Consider the following 14,567-nt stretch of genomic DNA (forward strand, 5'->3'; position numbering starts at 1 on the left):
TAAGGGGGGTACAAGGGCTCGGACCGGTGCTGCTCCCCGCTCTTCGCCCCGTGGGTCGTGATGTCGATGGTCCGGTCCAAGGCGGGAGCGTAGGGTGCGATATCGAGCGCTGCGCGGACGTGGTCGTCCATCTCGTGGCCGTCCCTCCTATTGCGCGGTCCTATTGCGCGGTGTGGCCGGCGTCGACGGGAAGGGCCGCGCCGGTGACGTAGCCGGCGGCGTCGGAGCACAGCCACAGCACGGCGGCGGCGATCTCCTCGGGGCGGCCGAGCCGGCCCAGTGGCACTCCCGCCGCGGCCGCCTCGGTGTCGAACTCGCCGCCGGCGGCCATCCGGGCGACCATCGGGGTCTCGATGGTGCCGGGGCAGACGGCGTTGCAGCGCACGCCGTGCTTGCCGTACTGCAGGGCGACGGACTTGGTCGCGCCGATCACGCCGTGCTTGGTGGCGTGGTAGGTGGTACGGCCCGCGCCGCCCACAAGGCCTCCCAGCGACGAGCAGTTCACGATCGCGCCGGAGCCCTGCTCGCGCATCTGCTTCAGCTCGTGCTTCATAGACGCCCAGACGCCCTTGAGGTTGACCGCCACGAGCGCGTCGAACGCCTCGGCGGTCTCGTCGGCGGAGTCCACCGGCGGGAGCATGATCCCGGCGTTGTTGAACGCCATGTCCAGGCTGCCGAAGGCCTCGACGGTCGCGCGGACGGCCGATGCGACCTGGTCCTCCTCGGCGACATCGCAGGCCACCGCGATGGCCCTCTGCCCCTTGACGGCGAGCTCGTCGGCGAGCCGCCGGCCCGAGCCGGCGTCGCGGTCGACGATCGCGACTGCGGCCCCTGCCTCGGCGAAGGCGCGGACCGCGGCCTCGCCCATCCCGGCGCTGCCGCCGGTGACGAACGCGGTCTTGCCGGTGAAGTCGTAGGTGACGGTCATGGGCGGTGCTCCTTCTGATTCGGTGCTGAGGGTCGAGGCAAGTCGCGGGGCAGCTCGATCCCGGTGCTCGGCCGATGCTGCGAGCAGCTCGTCCTGGAACCGCTCGTCGCGCACGGCCGGGTGCGGTTCCTCGGTCCTCTGGCGCAACCAGTACCGGCCGGAGACGAGCGCCTCGGGATCCTCGGTCGTGGCCAGCCAGGCCTGGGTGACGTGGGCGAGGGCGAGGTCGCCGCTGGCCGACGGGCCGCCCATCCTGGTCGGCACCCAGCCGGGGCCAACCTGGCGGGAGGGCACACTGGGCCGCAGCCGCGCGATCGCTGTCACGAGCGCGATGACCAGGAGCTTGCTGTCGGAGTACGACAAGGTCTCGCGCGTCCCGGCCCAGTCGGCGCGGGAGAGGTCTGGGGTGCCGCCGCGGTGCGTGCTGCTGGACAGGTAGACCAGTCGTGGGGCCGGGACCAGCGTGGTGACCGCGGAGGGGCGACGACGTTGGCCGGCAGCAGCGGCGGCCCGTCGATGACCCCGGCGCTGTGGACCATCGAGAGGAGCGCGATAGCGATCAGGGACGGACGAGGACCTTGAGGCTCTTCCGCTCGTCCATGTCGCGATACCCGGCTGGCACGCCCTCGAGATCCGTGACGGCGTCGAAGACCTTGCCCGGCTCTATGGTGCCGTCGAGGATGGCGGGCATCAGCTCCTCGATGTAGGCACGCACCGGGGCCGGGCCCCCTGCGAGGCGGATGTTGTGGCGGAACAGGCTGGCGAAGCCGATCGGCGCGTCCTCGTACTGCGGGACGCCGACGCGGCTGATGACGCCGCCGGGGCGGACGACGCCGATGGCCTGCTCGTAGGCGGGAAGGTGCCCGACGGCCTCCAGCACGGCGTGGGAGCCGTGTCCGGCGGTGAGCTCGCGGACCTTCGCGATGCCCTCCTCGCCGCGCTCGGCGACGACGTCGGTGGCCCCGAACTCGCGTCCGAGGTCGGTGCGGGCCTTGTGGCGGCCCATGAGGACGATCTGCTCGGCCCCGAGCCGCTTGGCCGAGAGCACGGCCAGCAGGCCGACCGCGCCGTCGCCGATCACGGTCACGCTGTCGCCGGGCTTGACCCCGGCCGTCTTCGCGGCGTGGTGGCCGGTGCCGTACACGTCGGCGAGGGTGAGCAGCGACGGGATCAGCGCCGAGTCGGCGCCCACCGGCAGCTTCACCAGGGTGCCGTCGGCCAGCGGCACGCGGACCGCCTCGGCCTGGCCGCCCTCGTCGGCGATGCCGTCCCAGAAGTTCGCCTCGTGATGGCTGCAGGAGGTCTGCAGGTTCTCTCGGCAGAACTGGCAGACGCCGTCGGAGACGGCGAACGGGGAGACGACGAGGTCGCCCTTTTTCAGGGTGGCGACGTCCGCGCCCACCTCCTCGACGACGCCGAGGAGCTCGTGGCCCATCCGGGCCGGTCCGGCCTCGGCGGTCATCGAGTGGTAGGGGTGCAGGTCGGAGCCGCAGATGCAGGACGCGGTGATCCGCACCAGGGCGTCGGTGGGGTGCTTGATGCGGGAATCGGGGACGTCCTCGATCCGGACGTCGCCGGCGGAGTGCATGAGCGCTGCGCGCATGAGGGGGTCTCTCCTGTCGATGAGTGGTGGGTCCGATGCGTGCGGGCGGGCGGGTCAGCCGAGGACGGCGTCGACCGGGGCGTGGTCGACGTAGAGGCGCATGTCGGCGAGCTTGCCGTCCGTGATGGCGAAGATCGAGCAGGCGGTGATCTCGATGACGCCGCCGTCGTTCAGGTGGTAGACGCACCGCACCTCGAGGATCACGACTCCGTCGTCCTCCTGCCACACCCGCAGCAGGCCGTGCTCGATGCGCTCGAGCTTGCCCACGAGGTCGGCCATGAGGGCGAGCACGTCGTCCGCGCCGGTGATGGTCGGGTGGTTGGCGAAGGTCAGGGTCACGTCGTCGGCGTAGAAGGCGCGGAGGCGGTCGAAGTCCTTCGCCTCCAGCGCGCCGAAGTAGTCGTTCAGCAGGTCGACGGTCTCCTGCGGCGCTGGTGCCACGCAGATGCTCCTCGGGTTCGGTGGATGGTGGGGGGCACGAGGGGACGCGCTCGTATGTCACGCGTCGGACCGGCGCAGCTCAGGCCGCGCCGCGCGGGGCGATCTCCACCGTCGCGGCCCGCGGGCCCGTGGCGATCATGGGCGGCAGATACGGGCTGCCCGCGTACTTCTCCTGGTAGGCCTGATCGATCCTGTCGTTCAGCTCCGGACCGTCGACCAGGGCGAAGGCGACCGGGTGCTCGCTGCCGGCGGCGGTGATCTTCCCGGCGCGCTGCGCGATCGCGGAGCGGTACCAGCGTCCGCGGGTGCCGTTGTAGGCGCGCACGAACAGCCGCCCGTCGACCACGACCGACCAGATCCAGGTCAAGGTGCCGGTGGTCTTCCCATCGGCGCGGTAGGGGGCTGTGTGCAGGTCGTCGGTGGCGGCGATCTTCTCGATCGTCTCCGCAGGCCATACGGTCATGGGCGTCTCCTGTCCGGTCGTCACGTGTCGGTCTTCTCCACAGGGAACTCCAGGACGATCCGTCCGCGGGTTCCGCCGCTCTCCATCAGGCGGTGCGCCTCGGCCGCCTCGGCGGCGGGCAGGACGCGGCCCACGCGCATGCTCAGCACGCCCTTCTCCACGAGCTCGCGCAGCCGCGAGATCGCCGCGTGGTCAGTGGCCCGCTCCCGGACGTTGAGCACGTGGGAGCGGATGCCCCGTCCGGGGTGTCCGTCGTAGGCGCGGAAGCTTGCGATCTGGCCACCGTCGCGGATCGCGCCGACGATCCCATCGCCGAGGACCGCGGCGTCGGCCACCGCGTCGACCCCGTCCGGGAACAGGTCGCGGACCCGCTGCGCCGCGTCCTCGCCGCGGGCGACGAAGTCGGTGGCCCCGAAGGAGCGGACCAGGTCCTCGTCGGACTCGGCGGCGACCGCGACGACCCGCAGGCCCTCGTCCGTGCCGAGCTGGGCGAGGTATCCGCCGACCGATCCGGCGGCACCGGTGACCAGCAGGGTTTCCCCCGGCTCCAGGGCCAGCGCGTCCAGGGCGTTGCGGGCGGTCAGGGAGTTGTTCACGAACGACGCCGCCTCGATGAAGCCCGCGCCTTCCGGGGCGCGGGTCACCGACGCCACGGGCAGGGCGACGACGTCGCTGTAGCCGCCGTGCGCGCCGGCGAAGTCGACGAACGCGACGACCGGATCGCCCACGGCCAGGCCGGGCTCCAACTCGGCGCCGGGGCCGACCTCGTCGAGGACGCCGGAGATCTCCATTCCGGGCACGAACGGGGGCTCGAGCTCTTCGTGCGCTGCGGCGAACGCCCCGGTGCGCATGAGCGCGTCGACCGGTGCGATCGCGGCCGCGCGCACCCGCACCCGGACCTCGCCGGTGCCGGGACGCGGCTCGGGCAGGTCCACCACCTGGAGTACCTCGGGGCCGCCGTAGGTGTTCAGGCCGATGGCCTTCATATGCTCTTCCTTCCAGCACGATCCGTAAGTGCCCATCCAGCGTCATCCGCGTCCCCGGGGCGCTGCCAGGCACTCTCAGGGACCCCCACTGAGGGAATGGCCGCCCTAGCCTTGAGACATGGAGTTTCAGAAGGAGATCAGGGACTTCCTGATGAGCCGCCGTGCCGCGGTCACGCCCCATCAGGCCGGTCTGCCGTACGTCGGCGGGGACCGCCGCGTCCCGGGCCTGCGCCGCGAGGAGGTCGCGATGCTCGCCGGCGTCAGCGTCGAGTACTACACGCGCCTGGAGCGCGGACGCCTCGGCGGCGCGTCCGAGAGCGTCCTCGACGCGATCGCCCGCGTGCTGCAGCTCGACGACGACGAGCGCGCCCACCTCTACGACCTGGCACGAAACGTCGCGCCCGGCTCCCGCCGCAAGCGGCCCAAGACCGCCGCGCCGATCACGGCGGCGGTACAGCAGGTCCTCGACTCCATGAGCGTGCCCGCCATCGTCCAGAACGGCCGGCTGGACCTCCTGGCCGCGAACGACCTCGGCCGCGCCCTCTACTCCCCGCTCGACGACATGGCCGAGCAGCCGCCGAACTTCGCCCGCTTCGTGTTCCTCGACCCGCGCGCCGAGGGCTTCTACGCCGACATCGACGCCAGCAAGGACCTCCTCGTCGCCGTGCTCCGCGCCACCGCCGGCCGCGACCCGCTGGACAGGAGGACGACCGACCTGATCGGCGAGCTCTCCGCCCGCAGCGCCGACTTCGCCGCCCGGTGGGCCAAGCACGCCGTGCGCCGCCACTCCCGCGGCCGCAAGGCCATCCACCACCCGGCGGTCGGCACCCTCGACCTCGAGTACACCGACTTCGACCTGCCCGGCGACCCCGACGTCTCGGTCGTCACCTACACCGCCGTGCCGGGCAGCCCGAGCGCCGACGGCCTCGTCCTGCTCGCCTCCTGGGCCCAGACGCGGAAGGCGAACGCCGAGGCGGTCCCGCAGAAGGCGGACGATCCCGCAGACCAGCGCCGCGGCTGACCCTCGCCACGGTCCGCGAGGAAGAACCTTCTCCGCTACACGCCTCCAGCACATCGCCGGAAGGCGACCCCGATGCTGCCCAGGGCAGGGCACCGAATGATGGGGAACGCAATGACGAACCCCCCACTACGACTTCGCCGGCCAGGTCGCCCTCGCGACCGGGGCCGCCTCCGCATGAGCCTCGCCGCCGCCCGCGGCTTCGCCGAGAACGGGGCGGCCGTCGCACTCCTGGACCGCAGCGCCGACGCCGTCGATCAGGCGTTACGGTCGCTCGTCGACGCGGGGCACCGCGATCGGCACCGCCTGCGACGTCACCGACGAAGCACAGGTCGCCGCCGCGGCCGACCAGGTCGTCGAAACCTTCCGCCGGCTCGACATGGCCTTCAACAACGCCGGCATCCGGCCCCGCCCCCGTCCGTCAGTACCTGCCGCAGCTGATCGACCTCCCGCTGGAGCGGGCCGCCGACGCCTACAAGGCGATGGACGAACGCCGCGCGATCATGGTTCTCCTCATCCCTTGACGTCTCCAGTGGGCCTTCACGTCCACGACCGAGGCGAAGGGGAACTTCGACCCTTGTCACGCCCTTCGCGTGGTCGGTATCGACGCGCCGTGCAACGAAAGTGGGGGAGCGGAGGCAGGCGGCTCACGCCGCGCTTCGACCCGGCCGAAAAACTGCTCTGGCGGGCAGACCCGCCCGGCCACCAGGGGCCGCAGCCGACCACGGGCCACTGGAGGCCTGGTTCATCAGCGGCCCCGGGTTGATGGAGCCAACGCGATCGTGAACAGCAGGGTTCCGGTACCAGTCTTGAGTTGAGGACTGGCTCCCTCCAGAGGCTTCCGTTCCTTGTCCGTGCCCTCCGCCGGCCGCCCGGCGGGGGCAGGCTTCTCAAGGGGCGGGCGGCTTGGGGGAGACTGAGGCTGCCCGGGTTGTGTTCAGAGTATCTGCGGCGATCAGCCGGCTGTTCTCAACCATCAGCCGCTGGTTGACGTTACGGATCGCCTGCATGGCGGTCTCTCCTTGGCGGCCAGCTGCGAGTGCTGCGTCTCGTTGCTCGCGCAGTTCCTCCCTCTCCGTGTTGCGCAGCGAGTGGGCGTCCAGGTCGTCGTCGCGGAGGCGAGCGCCCAGTTTGTGGGCGCGTAGCGTGCACAGCTTGTTCCGGACTTCGCGAAGGATCCGTTGCAGGGCGGCGTTCTGCTCCAGGAGCATGCGGTTCTCGACTTCGGGGGCCGCCTCCTTGCGGGCGGTCGCTGCTGCCGCCGCCCGCAGCCCGTCCCCGGCGAGCTGGGCGCGGACGGCTTCGGCTCCCGCTTTGAGGCCGCGGTGGCGTTGAAGGCACTGCGGGTTGACGGCGGCCCGCCGGGTGATCTTCGCGTCGGAGAGGGCCTGGCGGCTCTTGCGCATCGCGGCCGGGATGGTATGGACTCGCTGTCAGCACTGTTCGCTGTCGGCACGGCGCCGCTGAACGGCGGCCGCCCTGTCGGCGTCGAGGATCTCGACCCGTCCGGCGAGGATCGTTGCCAGGCCTGTCTGCTTGCGCGGGGTGGCCGAGAGCGTCATCCTCTGGTGGATCGCCGACCGGCCCCTTGCCCGTCGAACCCAACTTCCGGCATCCCTCTATTGGCTCCTCTGCCTTGCTGGCACACTCGTCCCGGCCACCGTCACCATCACCGTCTGGCTCTGAAGCGGCGGCGCCCCCCCGCTATCGAAACTCACCTACATTCCCCAGCATGCCGATCACCAACTGCTGCCAACAATCGGGGACGTGGGCTGTCAGCAAGCAGTCATCGACAGAGCGGCCGGCGCCGGACGTCTTTTTGGCCGGTTGCTTTTTCGCGGCCTTCTTCTTCGGCGGCTCGGGGTGTTCCCGCTTCGCTTCCCTCGAGGTCCTCACGGGTCATGCTGTCCATGAGCGCGAGCGCGCCGTCGATCTCCTCGTCGCTGAACTCGACTAACGGCGGCGGCTGTTCCTGCGGCGACCTGATCTCGTCCGGCCACTTCGCTCCCGCACTCCCCGTCAATGCAGACATCAAGACGCACTACCGGGCCTTCGAGAAGGTCAAAGAACATGGCTACGCCCTGAACGCCACTTCATGGCAACGTCTCGTCCAAGCTTCGGGCGGTGAACAGCATGTCGCGGCCCAGTCGAGGCTGATTCGGCGCGGGCGCGCAGCCAGGGTTTCCCTCACTTCTGGCCGCGCCACGGGACTCGGAGAACGTGCGCCGGTAGGCGCTCGGAGAGACGCCGACGATGCGATGGAAGTTCCGGCGCAGGGTGGTGGCCGTCCCCATGCCGACCTGTTCGGCGATCTGCTCGATGCTGCTGTCGGTCGTCTCCAGGAGTTCCTGTGCGCGGCGGATGCGCTGGGTGAGGAGCCACTGCAGGGGGCTGGTGCCGGTGACCGCGATGAAGCGGCGGCTGAAGTGGCGGAGGCTCATGTTCGCCCGGCGGGCGAGCTCGGCGACCGTGAGCGGCTCGTGGAGGCGTTCCCTCGTCTGGTCCAGCAGGGTCGGTAGACCGTACTGGTCGCCTCCGGTTCCCGAGCCGTGCCCGTCCGGCAGCGGGCTGGCGATGAACTGCGCCTGTCCGCCCGCGCGGTGCGGAGCGATCACGAGCCGCCGGGCGAGCGTGTTGGCCATGGTCGCACCGAGATCGCTGCGGACCATGTGCAGGCACAGGTCGATCCCCGCCGCCTGTCCCGCCGAGGTGAGTACGTCCCCCTCGTCGATGTAGAGGACTCCGGGGTCCACATCGACCCGCGGATAGTCGTCGGCCAGTCGCCGGGTGTACATCCAGTGGGTGGTCGCGCGGCGTCCGTCGAGCAGCCCGGCGGCGGCCAGCACGAACGCTCCGGTGCAGATGGAGGCGACCCGCGCGCCCCGCTCGTGTGCCGCGCGCACCGCCTCCACCAGGCCGGCAGGCGCCCGCTCCATGGCCTCGTCGCAGGCGGGGACGATCACCGTGTCGGCCTCCACCAGGTCGTCCAGCGTGTGCGGGGTCTCCGAGCGCAGCCAGCCTCCGACATTGGCTCCCGGGGCCCCGCAGACGACCAGCTCGTAGCCGGCCCCGGCTGCCTCGGGGTTACCGGGGCCGAAGATCGTGCAGGGGATGGAGAGTTCGAACAGCGGCATCCCGTCCGTGACGGCCAGTGCGACTCGCGTCATGGCACAAACTGTACGCTGAATGTCGTTTCGGCCACTTGAGGACCCTCGCGGACCGCCGTCAGTGTCGTATGCATGAGCTACCCGACATCGCATACGTCCCCAGAGGCCCCCCGGGGCGAGGCCCGGTTCTCCGGTGCGGGCGGCCGGGCCTGGCTGGCGATCGCTTCGGGGGTTGCTGCCGTCGGCTGGGGCGCGAACCAGTTCGCGCCGCTGTTGCTGATGTACCGCTCGGAGCTGGGCGTCCCGACGACGACGGTGGAGGCGACCTACGCCCTGTACGCGGTGGGGCTGATCCCCGGGCTGCTGCTCGGAGGCCCGTTCTCCGACCGGTACGGCCGACGTCGGGTGCTGGTGCCCGCGCTGGTCATCTCCGAGCTCGCCAGCGGGCTGCTCATGCTGGCCGGGTCAGGGATCGGATGGCTGTTCGTCGGCCGGCTGGTCGCCGGTGCCGCCAGCGGAGCGGCGTTCAGCTCGGGCACCGCGTGGATCAAGGAACTCACCGTCAGCGGTTCCGGCCAGGACGAGCACACCGGCGCCCGCCGCGCGACGATCGGCATGACCATGGGCTTCGCGGTGGGCCCGCTGGTCGCGGGTCTGCTGGCGCATGCGGCGCCGGACCCGGTGGTCAGCTCCTACGTGCCGCACGTGGTGCTCACCCTGGCAGCCGTGCCGTTCGTACTGCACACGCCGGAGGCCAACGCGGCCAACAGGGACGCCCCCCTCTGGTCTCGCCTGCGGTTGCCTGAGGAGAGCAACCGCCAGTTCTGGACGGTCGTCGCGCCGCTGGCGCCCTGGGTGTTCGGCGCGTCCTCCATCGCGCTGGCCTATCTGCCCGGCCTGGTGCTGGACCGGCTCGGTGACAATGCGCTGATGTTCAGCTCGGTCGTGACCATGCTGACCATGGTCGCGGGCATCGTCGTCCAGCCGCTGGCGCGCGGGGTCAGCCACCCGGACAAGCCGTACTTGATCGCGACCGCGCTGGGCATCGTGGTGGGCGGGCTGGTGCTCGGCGCGGTGGCCGCGGCGCACGCGCACTGGTGGATCGTCGCCGGCGCCGCGCTGGTGCTCGGCGCGGGCTACGGCTGCTGCCTGGTGTGCGGACTGATGGAGGTGCAGCGCATGGCCGGCATCGAGAAGCTGGGCCGGCTGACCGCGATCTTCCAGGCCTTCGCCTACCTGGGCTTCGGGGCACCTTATCTGCTCGCTCTGATCGAACACGTGGTGCCGCCGTCGGAGTTGCTGTTGGTGGCCGCCATGCTGGCGGTCCTGACCCTCGCCTGGACGACCTACCGGGCTTTGCACGGCTCCGATCCTGCGAAGCGGCCGACAAAGGCCGCTTCGCGTTCGGTGGTTCGGGGGTCACAGCACGATCCGACCGACTCTTCCGCGAACCGACAAGACCGGTGAAGGTGACCGATATGAAGACGGGCCCGATCTGCAGGTGCTGGCCCGGTGCGATCGTGGCCACGGAGCTGCCGAACTCGGGCAAGGACCACGATCGCGGGAACGATCGCCGCCCAACTGAGGGAGAGGTACCGCAGGGTGGAGACGCTGGACGGGGACGAGATACTCCGCGCGAACCCACCGCATCATCGACGCACTGGAGGAAGTCGGGGTGAGTGCGGTGCTGACAAGTGATCGCTGCAACTGACCGCCCGCCCGAAAGCGCGGAGAGGGCCTCGACATCAACGCCGGAGCCCCTCCCGCTCATCGGAGCCCAGCCCGATCAGCCACCCGCCGCAGCGTTCCCGCGCTCGGCGCCCCCTCCACCGTATGGGAGATTTTGAAGGGGGCCGGAATCGCCCCACCCCCCGGCCGCTTGTCCCCGACCTGGTCCGGATTCCGGCGCTCCAAGGCAGAGGCACTCTTGCTACAGGCGAGTTGAAGCAGGCCGAGGTGGAGGTCAGCGTGCCGTTCGTATCGGACACGGAGCCCTTGAACTGCTGCAGCCAGGCGAAGGCACCCTCGACAACCCAGCGCACCTTGCCCAGGCCGGAGCCGTCAGCGACGCCGCGCCGGGCGATCAACGGTTGACGTCAGGCTTCCACAGCAGGCGATGGTACTTGTCGAAGTCGTAGCCCGGTCGGCATACACCCTTCGGGGCTTGTGGCGAGGCCGTCCTCTCAAGCCCCGGATTGGCGGGACCGCGTCCAGTAGGGCAGGAGCTGGGTGATGTCGTGTCGGTTGCCGCCGGTGAGCGTGACGGTGAGTGGGGTGCCGTGCGGTCGACGATCAGGTGGTGCTTCCAGCCGGGACGCGCTCGGTCGACGAGTGAGGGCCCGACATGATCCCCCCTTTCAGAGCGCGGACATGCGAGCCGTCCACGGCACAGTCGCAAGGTCCAGCAGGTCGGCGCGAGGCAACTCGGGCAGTAAGGCGGCATGCGGCCTCGGCCAGACGCCGGCCTCGGTCCAGTCCCGCAGCCGGCGCCATGCGGTCACCCCGGAGCAGCCCACTGCCTCCGCAGGAACGTCGCGCCACGCGACACCGGTACGCAGCACGCACATGATTCCCGCGAAGGCCGCCCGGACGGGAACAGGCAGTCGGCCGGGATAGCGCGGCCGCCGCTCGGGAGCTGGTGGCAACAGCGGAGCCATTCGCTCCTAGATCATCCGGAACAAGATCAGCACGCACCCAGAAACCCTGTCGGCCAAGATCGCCGGGCACAAGACCCGCGGCTCAACTCATTCTGAAACGATCAGTTACTGATCTTTTCGTAAGTTCGGTGGGTGTGCTGGCCTTGCGAGTGGGAGGCTTTTGGGGTGGCTTATCGACCTTCGCCTTCGGCTGCCGGCTCGTCTCTTCCTCCTTTGTCGCGGCCTCAGTTGGCGGAGGCACGGCGTGTTCGGGCGGTCGAGTTGTTCGAGGAGGGCGCCTCGAATGCGGAGATCGCGCGGGCGGTGGGTGTGTGTGCCGAGAGTGTGCGGCGTTGGCGTCGGGTGTGGGAGGGAGGCGGCGTTTGGCCCTGCGGCGGCGTGCGGCTACCGGTCGCCCCCGCAAGCTGGACGACGCCCAGGTCGAGATGGTCCGGGCCGCGTTGGCGCGAGGAGCTCAGGCTCATGGTTTCGAGGCCGACCTGTGGACCCTGGAGCGAGTCGGCGCCGTCGTGGAGCAGATAACGGGGGTGGCGTTGTCGCGGGCGTCGGTGTGGCGACTGCTGGCCGGCCGACTCGGATGGAGTCTGCAACGTCCCGAGCGGAGGGCGGTCGAGCGGGACGAGTCCGAGATCGTTCGCTGGATCGCGCACGAGTGGCCGCGCATCAAAAAGGGGCCGTGAACACACGTGCCTGGATCGTGTTCCTCGACGAATCGGGTGTCTCCCTGCTGCCTCAGATCCGCCGCACCTACGCACCCCGTGGCCGGACCCCGCTGCTGCGGCACCGCCTGAACTGGAAGCGGGCGTCGATGGCCGGGGCCCTGGGCTACCACTCCACCGATCCCGAACGCGGGGCCCGTCTGTGCTTCCACCTCAAGCCCGGCAGCTACGACACCACCGCCCTCATCGAAGTCCTCGAGCAGATGAAGGCGTTCTACCGCGGCGAGCGAGTGGTGCTGGTCTGGGACGGCCTGTCGGCCCATTGGAGCCGGGCGATGCGCGCATGGGTCGCCGAGCAGGACTGGCTCACTCTGGAGCGATTACCCGCCTACGCTCCCGAGCTGAGCCCGGTGGAACTGCTGTGGTCCTCGCTCAAGAAGCGTGAACTCGCCAACCTCGCCGGCGACCACCTCGCCGATGTCGCCGACGCCACCGAACAAGGCATCCACCGCATCAACCACAACCAACAACTGCCATGGTCCTTTCTCGCCCACACCGGCCTGACCATCCACCCAGCACACCCACCGAACTTACGAAAAGATCAGTAGAAACAGGTACTTAGCTGTCGGTGCACGAGGGCCAGTGGTCTTCCGCCCACTCCGGCCAACCCGGCCGCCCCGCCGGCGGGGTGGGGATCTCGCCCCCGGCGAGTTCGGCGGCGTCAGGCACCTGGAACTGCTCCCGCCATTGGTCTACGTCGCCCTCGCTCATGGGAAACGTCTGATGCGGTTTCGTCGCTTGGCGGTGCGCGATGCGGGCGAGCTGGACGTCCTTGTCCACGGGCACGTAGACCACCTGACATGCTGCCCCGGCCGAGCGGGCCAGCCAGCGCAGTGCCGACCGTTCATCGCGGCCCCAGAGCCCGTAGTGGACCGACTCATTCGCCTCTGCTCGTAGGGCTCGACGAAAGGGCACAGACATGCCTTCGGCCATGCGTAAGACGACGAAAACCCGACGGGCACGGCTGGCCGCCGCGGCCGTCGCGCTGGGCAGTTTCCTGGCGCTCGCCGTCCCGGCGGCACCCGCCGGCGCGGCACCCGCGGACCCGGTGCCGACCGTCTTCTTCGGCGACTCCTACACCGCCAACTTCGGCATCGCCCCCACGAACGACCAGGACAACGAGAGGGGCTGGTGCTACCAGGCCACGGAAAACTATCCCGCCGTCGCCACCCTGCGCCTGGCCGACAACGGCATCACACTGGACGTCCAGTCGGACGTCTCCTGCGGAGGCGCGCTCGTCGAACACTTCTGGAAGGAACAGGAGATGCTCGGCGGCGGGACGGTCCCGGCGCAGCAGGACGCGCTCAAGGAAAACACCCAGCTGGTCGTGGGCGGTATGGGCGGCAACACGCTGGGCTTCACCAGCATCCTCAAGCAGTGCTCCGCCAAGCTCCGGGGCAACGAGGGAGCGCTGCTGCCCGGAGAGCCGGTGGACCCTAACAAACCGGCGGGCGAGTGCCGGGACTTCCTCGAGTCGGAAGACGGAAAGGCATGGCTGGACTACCAGTTCCAGCGGGTCGAAGGGGACCTGGAGGAGATGCTCCTGCGCATGAGCTACTTCGCTCCGGTCGCCGAGCGCGTCCTGGTCGGCTATCCCCGGCTCGTGCCCAAGGACACGGCCAAGTGCCTGACCGCGGCCCCCGGCCAGACGGAACTGCCGTTCGCCGACATCCCCAAGGACGCGCTGCCAATCCTGGACCAGGTCCAAAAGCGGCTGGACGACGTCATGAAGAAGGCCGTCGCGGATGAGGGCGCCGACTTCGTGGACCTCTACGGCCACACCGGGGACAACACGGCGTGCGACGGCGCCAACCGGGGCATCGGCGGCCTGCTGGAAGGCTCCAAGCTCGAATTCGGCCAGCCGATCCCGTGGTACGCACACCCCAACGAGAAGGGCCGTGACATCCAGGCCGAGCGGGTGGCTGCCAAGATCGAGGCAGTCCTCAACCGCTGACCGGTTCTACTCAGCTCCGAACCGGATGGCCTGTGCTCTGACGTGCGACATCCGCTCCTGAACGAGGCCCCGGGTCCGGACCTGGGGCCTTGCCGCGCAGCGCCCCGGGGCCGGCACCGGTCGGCTGGCAGTCCGGCACCGCCCGGCTCCTGCCGCGGCATCGCCGGCGTTGGGGCAGTGAGAGTCGCACGATCAACAGGACGGGCCTGCCGCTGCCGTCGGTTGCGGCCTGCTGTCGAGAGTGGCTGTCCACGAGATCGGACGGCAAATGTTCACGAGACCGGGAGGCAGCGGGTGGCGTTGCTGTTCGAATGGCATCTCGGCAGCGTCGTTCCGGGGTGGGAGGGGGCGGATGACTCGGTCATCGCGGCAGGGCGGCTCAGGCCGGCGACATCTTGCCCAATCGATGGCGGGCTACGTGACTCATGATGTGCTGGACCGTTGATCACGGCATGAAGCCGCGCACCGTACTCGGGGCCATCGCCCTCATGGCCATGCCCCTGTTCCTGGCGACTCCCGCCCAGGCCGCCGCACCCGAAACCCCGCAGAAGCCGGCGCTCGCTGCTGCCGAGGGGCCCGTAGGCCCGGGGCTCAGCGAACTCGTCGCGATCGCAGAAGGCATTCTGCGGACGTACGGCATCACCAAGTAGTTCTCGGACAACCAGGACCTCGACACAGGGATCCCGGGGTA

The 14,567-nt window shown here is 70.0% G+C and carries 17 protein-coding genes and 2 pseudogenes; 9 read left to right on the plus strand and 10 right to left on the minus strand.

All coding sequences use genetic code 11. The features are described from left to right. Nucleotides 1–160: 160 nt before the first annotated feature. From AC07DF_RS40300 to AC07DF_RS40320, 5 genes are all read right to left on the minus strand, one after another. Nucleotides 161–928: an SDR family NAD(P)-dependent oxidoreductase gene (locus AC07DF_RS40300; RefSeq protein WP_478982477.1), complete on the minus strand. Its 768-nt coding sequence runs from the start codon at nucleotides 926–928 to the stop codon at nucleotides 161–163. A gap of 559 nt (nucleotides 929–1,487) precedes the next feature. Continuing rightward, complete coding sequence (locus tag AC07DF_RS40305; protein WP_478982393.1) at nucleotides 1,488–2,531, minus strand: alcohol dehydrogenase catalytic domain-containing protein; 1,044 nt, start codon at nucleotides 2,529–2,531, stop codon at nucleotides 1,488–1,490. Nucleotides 2,532–2,585: 54 nt separating this feature from the next. Then, the gene (locus tag AC07DF_RS40310; RefSeq protein ID WP_478982395.1) at nucleotides 2,586–2,972 is read right to left on the minus strand and encodes a nuclear transport factor 2 family protein; all 387 of its coding nucleotides are present in this window, start codon (nucleotides 2,970–2,972) and stop codon (nucleotides 2,586–2,588) included. Between the two features lie 79 nt (nucleotides 2,973–3,051). After that, nucleotides 3,052–3,435, minus strand: coding sequence for a DUF2255 family protein (locus AC07DF_RS40315; protein ID WP_478982398.1), 384 nt, complete (start codon nucleotides 3,433–3,435; stop codon nucleotides 3,052–3,054). A gap of 20 nt (nucleotides 3,436–3,455) precedes the next feature. Next, nucleotides 3,456–4,421 carry a quinone oxidoreductase family protein gene (locus tag AC07DF_RS40320; protein WP_478982400.1) on the minus strand — a complete coding sequence of 322 codons (966 nt, stop codon included), beginning with the start codon at nucleotides 4,419–4,421 and terminating at the stop codon, nucleotides 3,456–3,458. A gap of 118 nt (nucleotides 4,422–4,539) precedes the next feature. Between AC07DF_RS40320 and AC07DF_RS40325 the strand changes: the two genes are divergently transcribed. Further along, on the plus strand, nucleotides 4,540–5,442 hold the full coding sequence (locus AC07DF_RS40325) for a helix-turn-helix transcriptional regulator (RefSeq protein ID WP_478982402.1): 903 nt from the start codon (nucleotides 4,540–4,542) through the stop codon (nucleotides 5,440–5,442). A 292-nt stretch (nucleotides 5,443–5,734) separates the two neighbouring features. Then, on the plus strand, nucleotides 5,735–6,205 hold the full coding sequence (locus AC07DF_RS40330; protein ID WP_478982479.1) for an SDR family oxidoreductase: 471 nt from the start codon (nucleotides 5,735–5,737) through the stop codon (nucleotides 6,203–6,205). A gap of 124 nt (nucleotides 6,206–6,329) precedes the next feature. Here the strand turns inward: AC07DF_RS40330 and AC07DF_RS40335 are convergent, their stop codons facing one another. Further along, complete coding sequence (locus tag AC07DF_RS40335; RefSeq protein ID WP_478982404.1) at nucleotides 6,330–6,845, minus strand: hypothetical protein; 516 nt, start codon at nucleotides 6,843–6,845, stop codon at nucleotides 6,330–6,332. 27 nt (nucleotides 6,846–6,872) lie between these two features. Next, nucleotides 6,873–7,001, minus strand: coding sequence for a hypothetical protein (locus AC07DF_RS40340; protein WP_478982406.1), 129 nt, complete (start codon nucleotides 6,999–7,001; stop codon nucleotides 6,873–6,875). A gap of 170 nt (nucleotides 7,002–7,171) precedes the next feature. Between AC07DF_RS40340 and AC07DF_RS40345 the strand changes: the two genes are divergently transcribed. Continuing rightward, the gene (locus AC07DF_RS40345) at nucleotides 7,172–7,396 is read left to right on the plus strand and encodes a hypothetical protein (protein ID WP_478982408.1); all 225 of its coding nucleotides are present in this window, start codon (nucleotides 7,172–7,174) and stop codon (nucleotides 7,394–7,396) included. Between the two features lie 136 nt (nucleotides 7,397–7,532). On the opposite strand, the gene AC07DF_RS40350 is transcribed toward AC07DF_RS40345, so the two are convergent. After that, nucleotides 7,533–8,606: a GlxA family transcriptional regulator gene (locus tag AC07DF_RS40350; RefSeq protein WP_478982410.1), complete on the minus strand. Its 1,074-nt coding sequence runs from the start codon at nucleotides 8,604–8,606 to the stop codon at nucleotides 7,533–7,535. Between the two features lie 72 nt (nucleotides 8,607–8,678). Here AC07DF_RS40350 and AC07DF_RS40355 point away from each other — a divergent pair, with 72 nt between their 5' ends. Further along, a complete protein-coding gene (locus tag AC07DF_RS40355; RefSeq protein ID WP_478982412.1) occupies nucleotides 8,679–10,013 on the plus strand; it encodes an MFS transporter in 1,335 nt (444 codons plus the stop codon). 462 nt (nucleotides 10,014–10,475) lie between these two features. On the opposite strand, the pseudogene AC07DF_RS40360 reads toward AC07DF_RS40355, so the two are convergent. Continuing rightward, nucleotides 10,476–11,240, minus strand: a pseudogene (locus tag AC07DF_RS40360) (IS5 family transposase); the annotation flags it as partial. 128 nt (nucleotides 11,241–11,368) lie between these two features. Here AC07DF_RS40360 and AC07DF_RS40365 point away from each other — a divergent pair. The 3 genes and pseudogenes from AC07DF_RS40365 to AC07DF_RS40375 all read left to right on the plus strand — a co-directional run. Beyond that, a pseudogene (locus AC07DF_RS40365) lies at nucleotides 11,369–11,551 on the plus strand (helix-turn-helix domain-containing protein); the annotation flags it as partial. Between the two features lie 14 nt (nucleotides 11,552–11,565). Continuing rightward, nucleotides 11,566–11,883: a winged helix-turn-helix domain-containing protein gene (locus AC07DF_RS40370; protein ID WP_478982481.1), complete on the plus strand. Its 318-nt coding sequence runs from the start codon at nucleotides 11,566–11,568 to the stop codon at nucleotides 11,881–11,883. Then, nucleotides 11,880–12,470 (plus strand): IS630 family transposase, encoded by a 591-nt coding sequence (locus tag AC07DF_RS40375; RefSeq protein WP_478982414.1) that lies wholly within the window; start codon nucleotides 11,880–11,882, stop codon nucleotides 12,468–12,470. Before AC07DF_RS40370 ends, AC07DF_RS40375 begins: the two co-directional genes overlap by 4 nt. Nucleotides 12,471–12,480: 10 nt before the next feature. Here the strand turns inward: AC07DF_RS40375 and AC07DF_RS40380 are convergent, their stop codons facing one another. Continuing rightward, nucleotides 12,481–12,855, minus strand: coding sequence for a P-loop nucleotide/nucleoside kinase family protein (locus AC07DF_RS40380; protein WP_478982416.1), 375 nt, complete (start codon nucleotides 12,853–12,855; stop codon nucleotides 12,481–12,483). Here AC07DF_RS40380 and AC07DF_RS40385 point away from each other — a divergent pair. Both AC07DF_RS40385 and AC07DF_RS40390 read left to right on the plus strand, forming a co-directional pair. Next, nucleotides 12,854–13,876 carry an SGNH/GDSL hydrolase family protein gene (locus AC07DF_RS40385; RefSeq protein WP_478982418.1) on the plus strand — a complete coding sequence of 341 codons (1,023 nt, stop codon included), beginning with the start codon at nucleotides 12,854–12,856 and terminating at the stop codon, nucleotides 13,874–13,876. The genes AC07DF_RS40380 and AC07DF_RS40385 overlap by 2 nt on opposite strands. A 452-nt stretch (nucleotides 13,877–14,328) precedes the next feature. Further along, complete coding sequence (locus AC07DF_RS40390) at nucleotides 14,329–14,526, plus strand: hypothetical protein (RefSeq protein WP_478982420.1); 198 nt, start codon at nucleotides 14,329–14,331, stop codon at nucleotides 14,524–14,526. Nucleotides 14,527–14,567 lie beyond the last annotated feature (41 nt).

It is taken from the genome of Streptomyces sp. NPDC044719, from assembly GCF_056433405.1.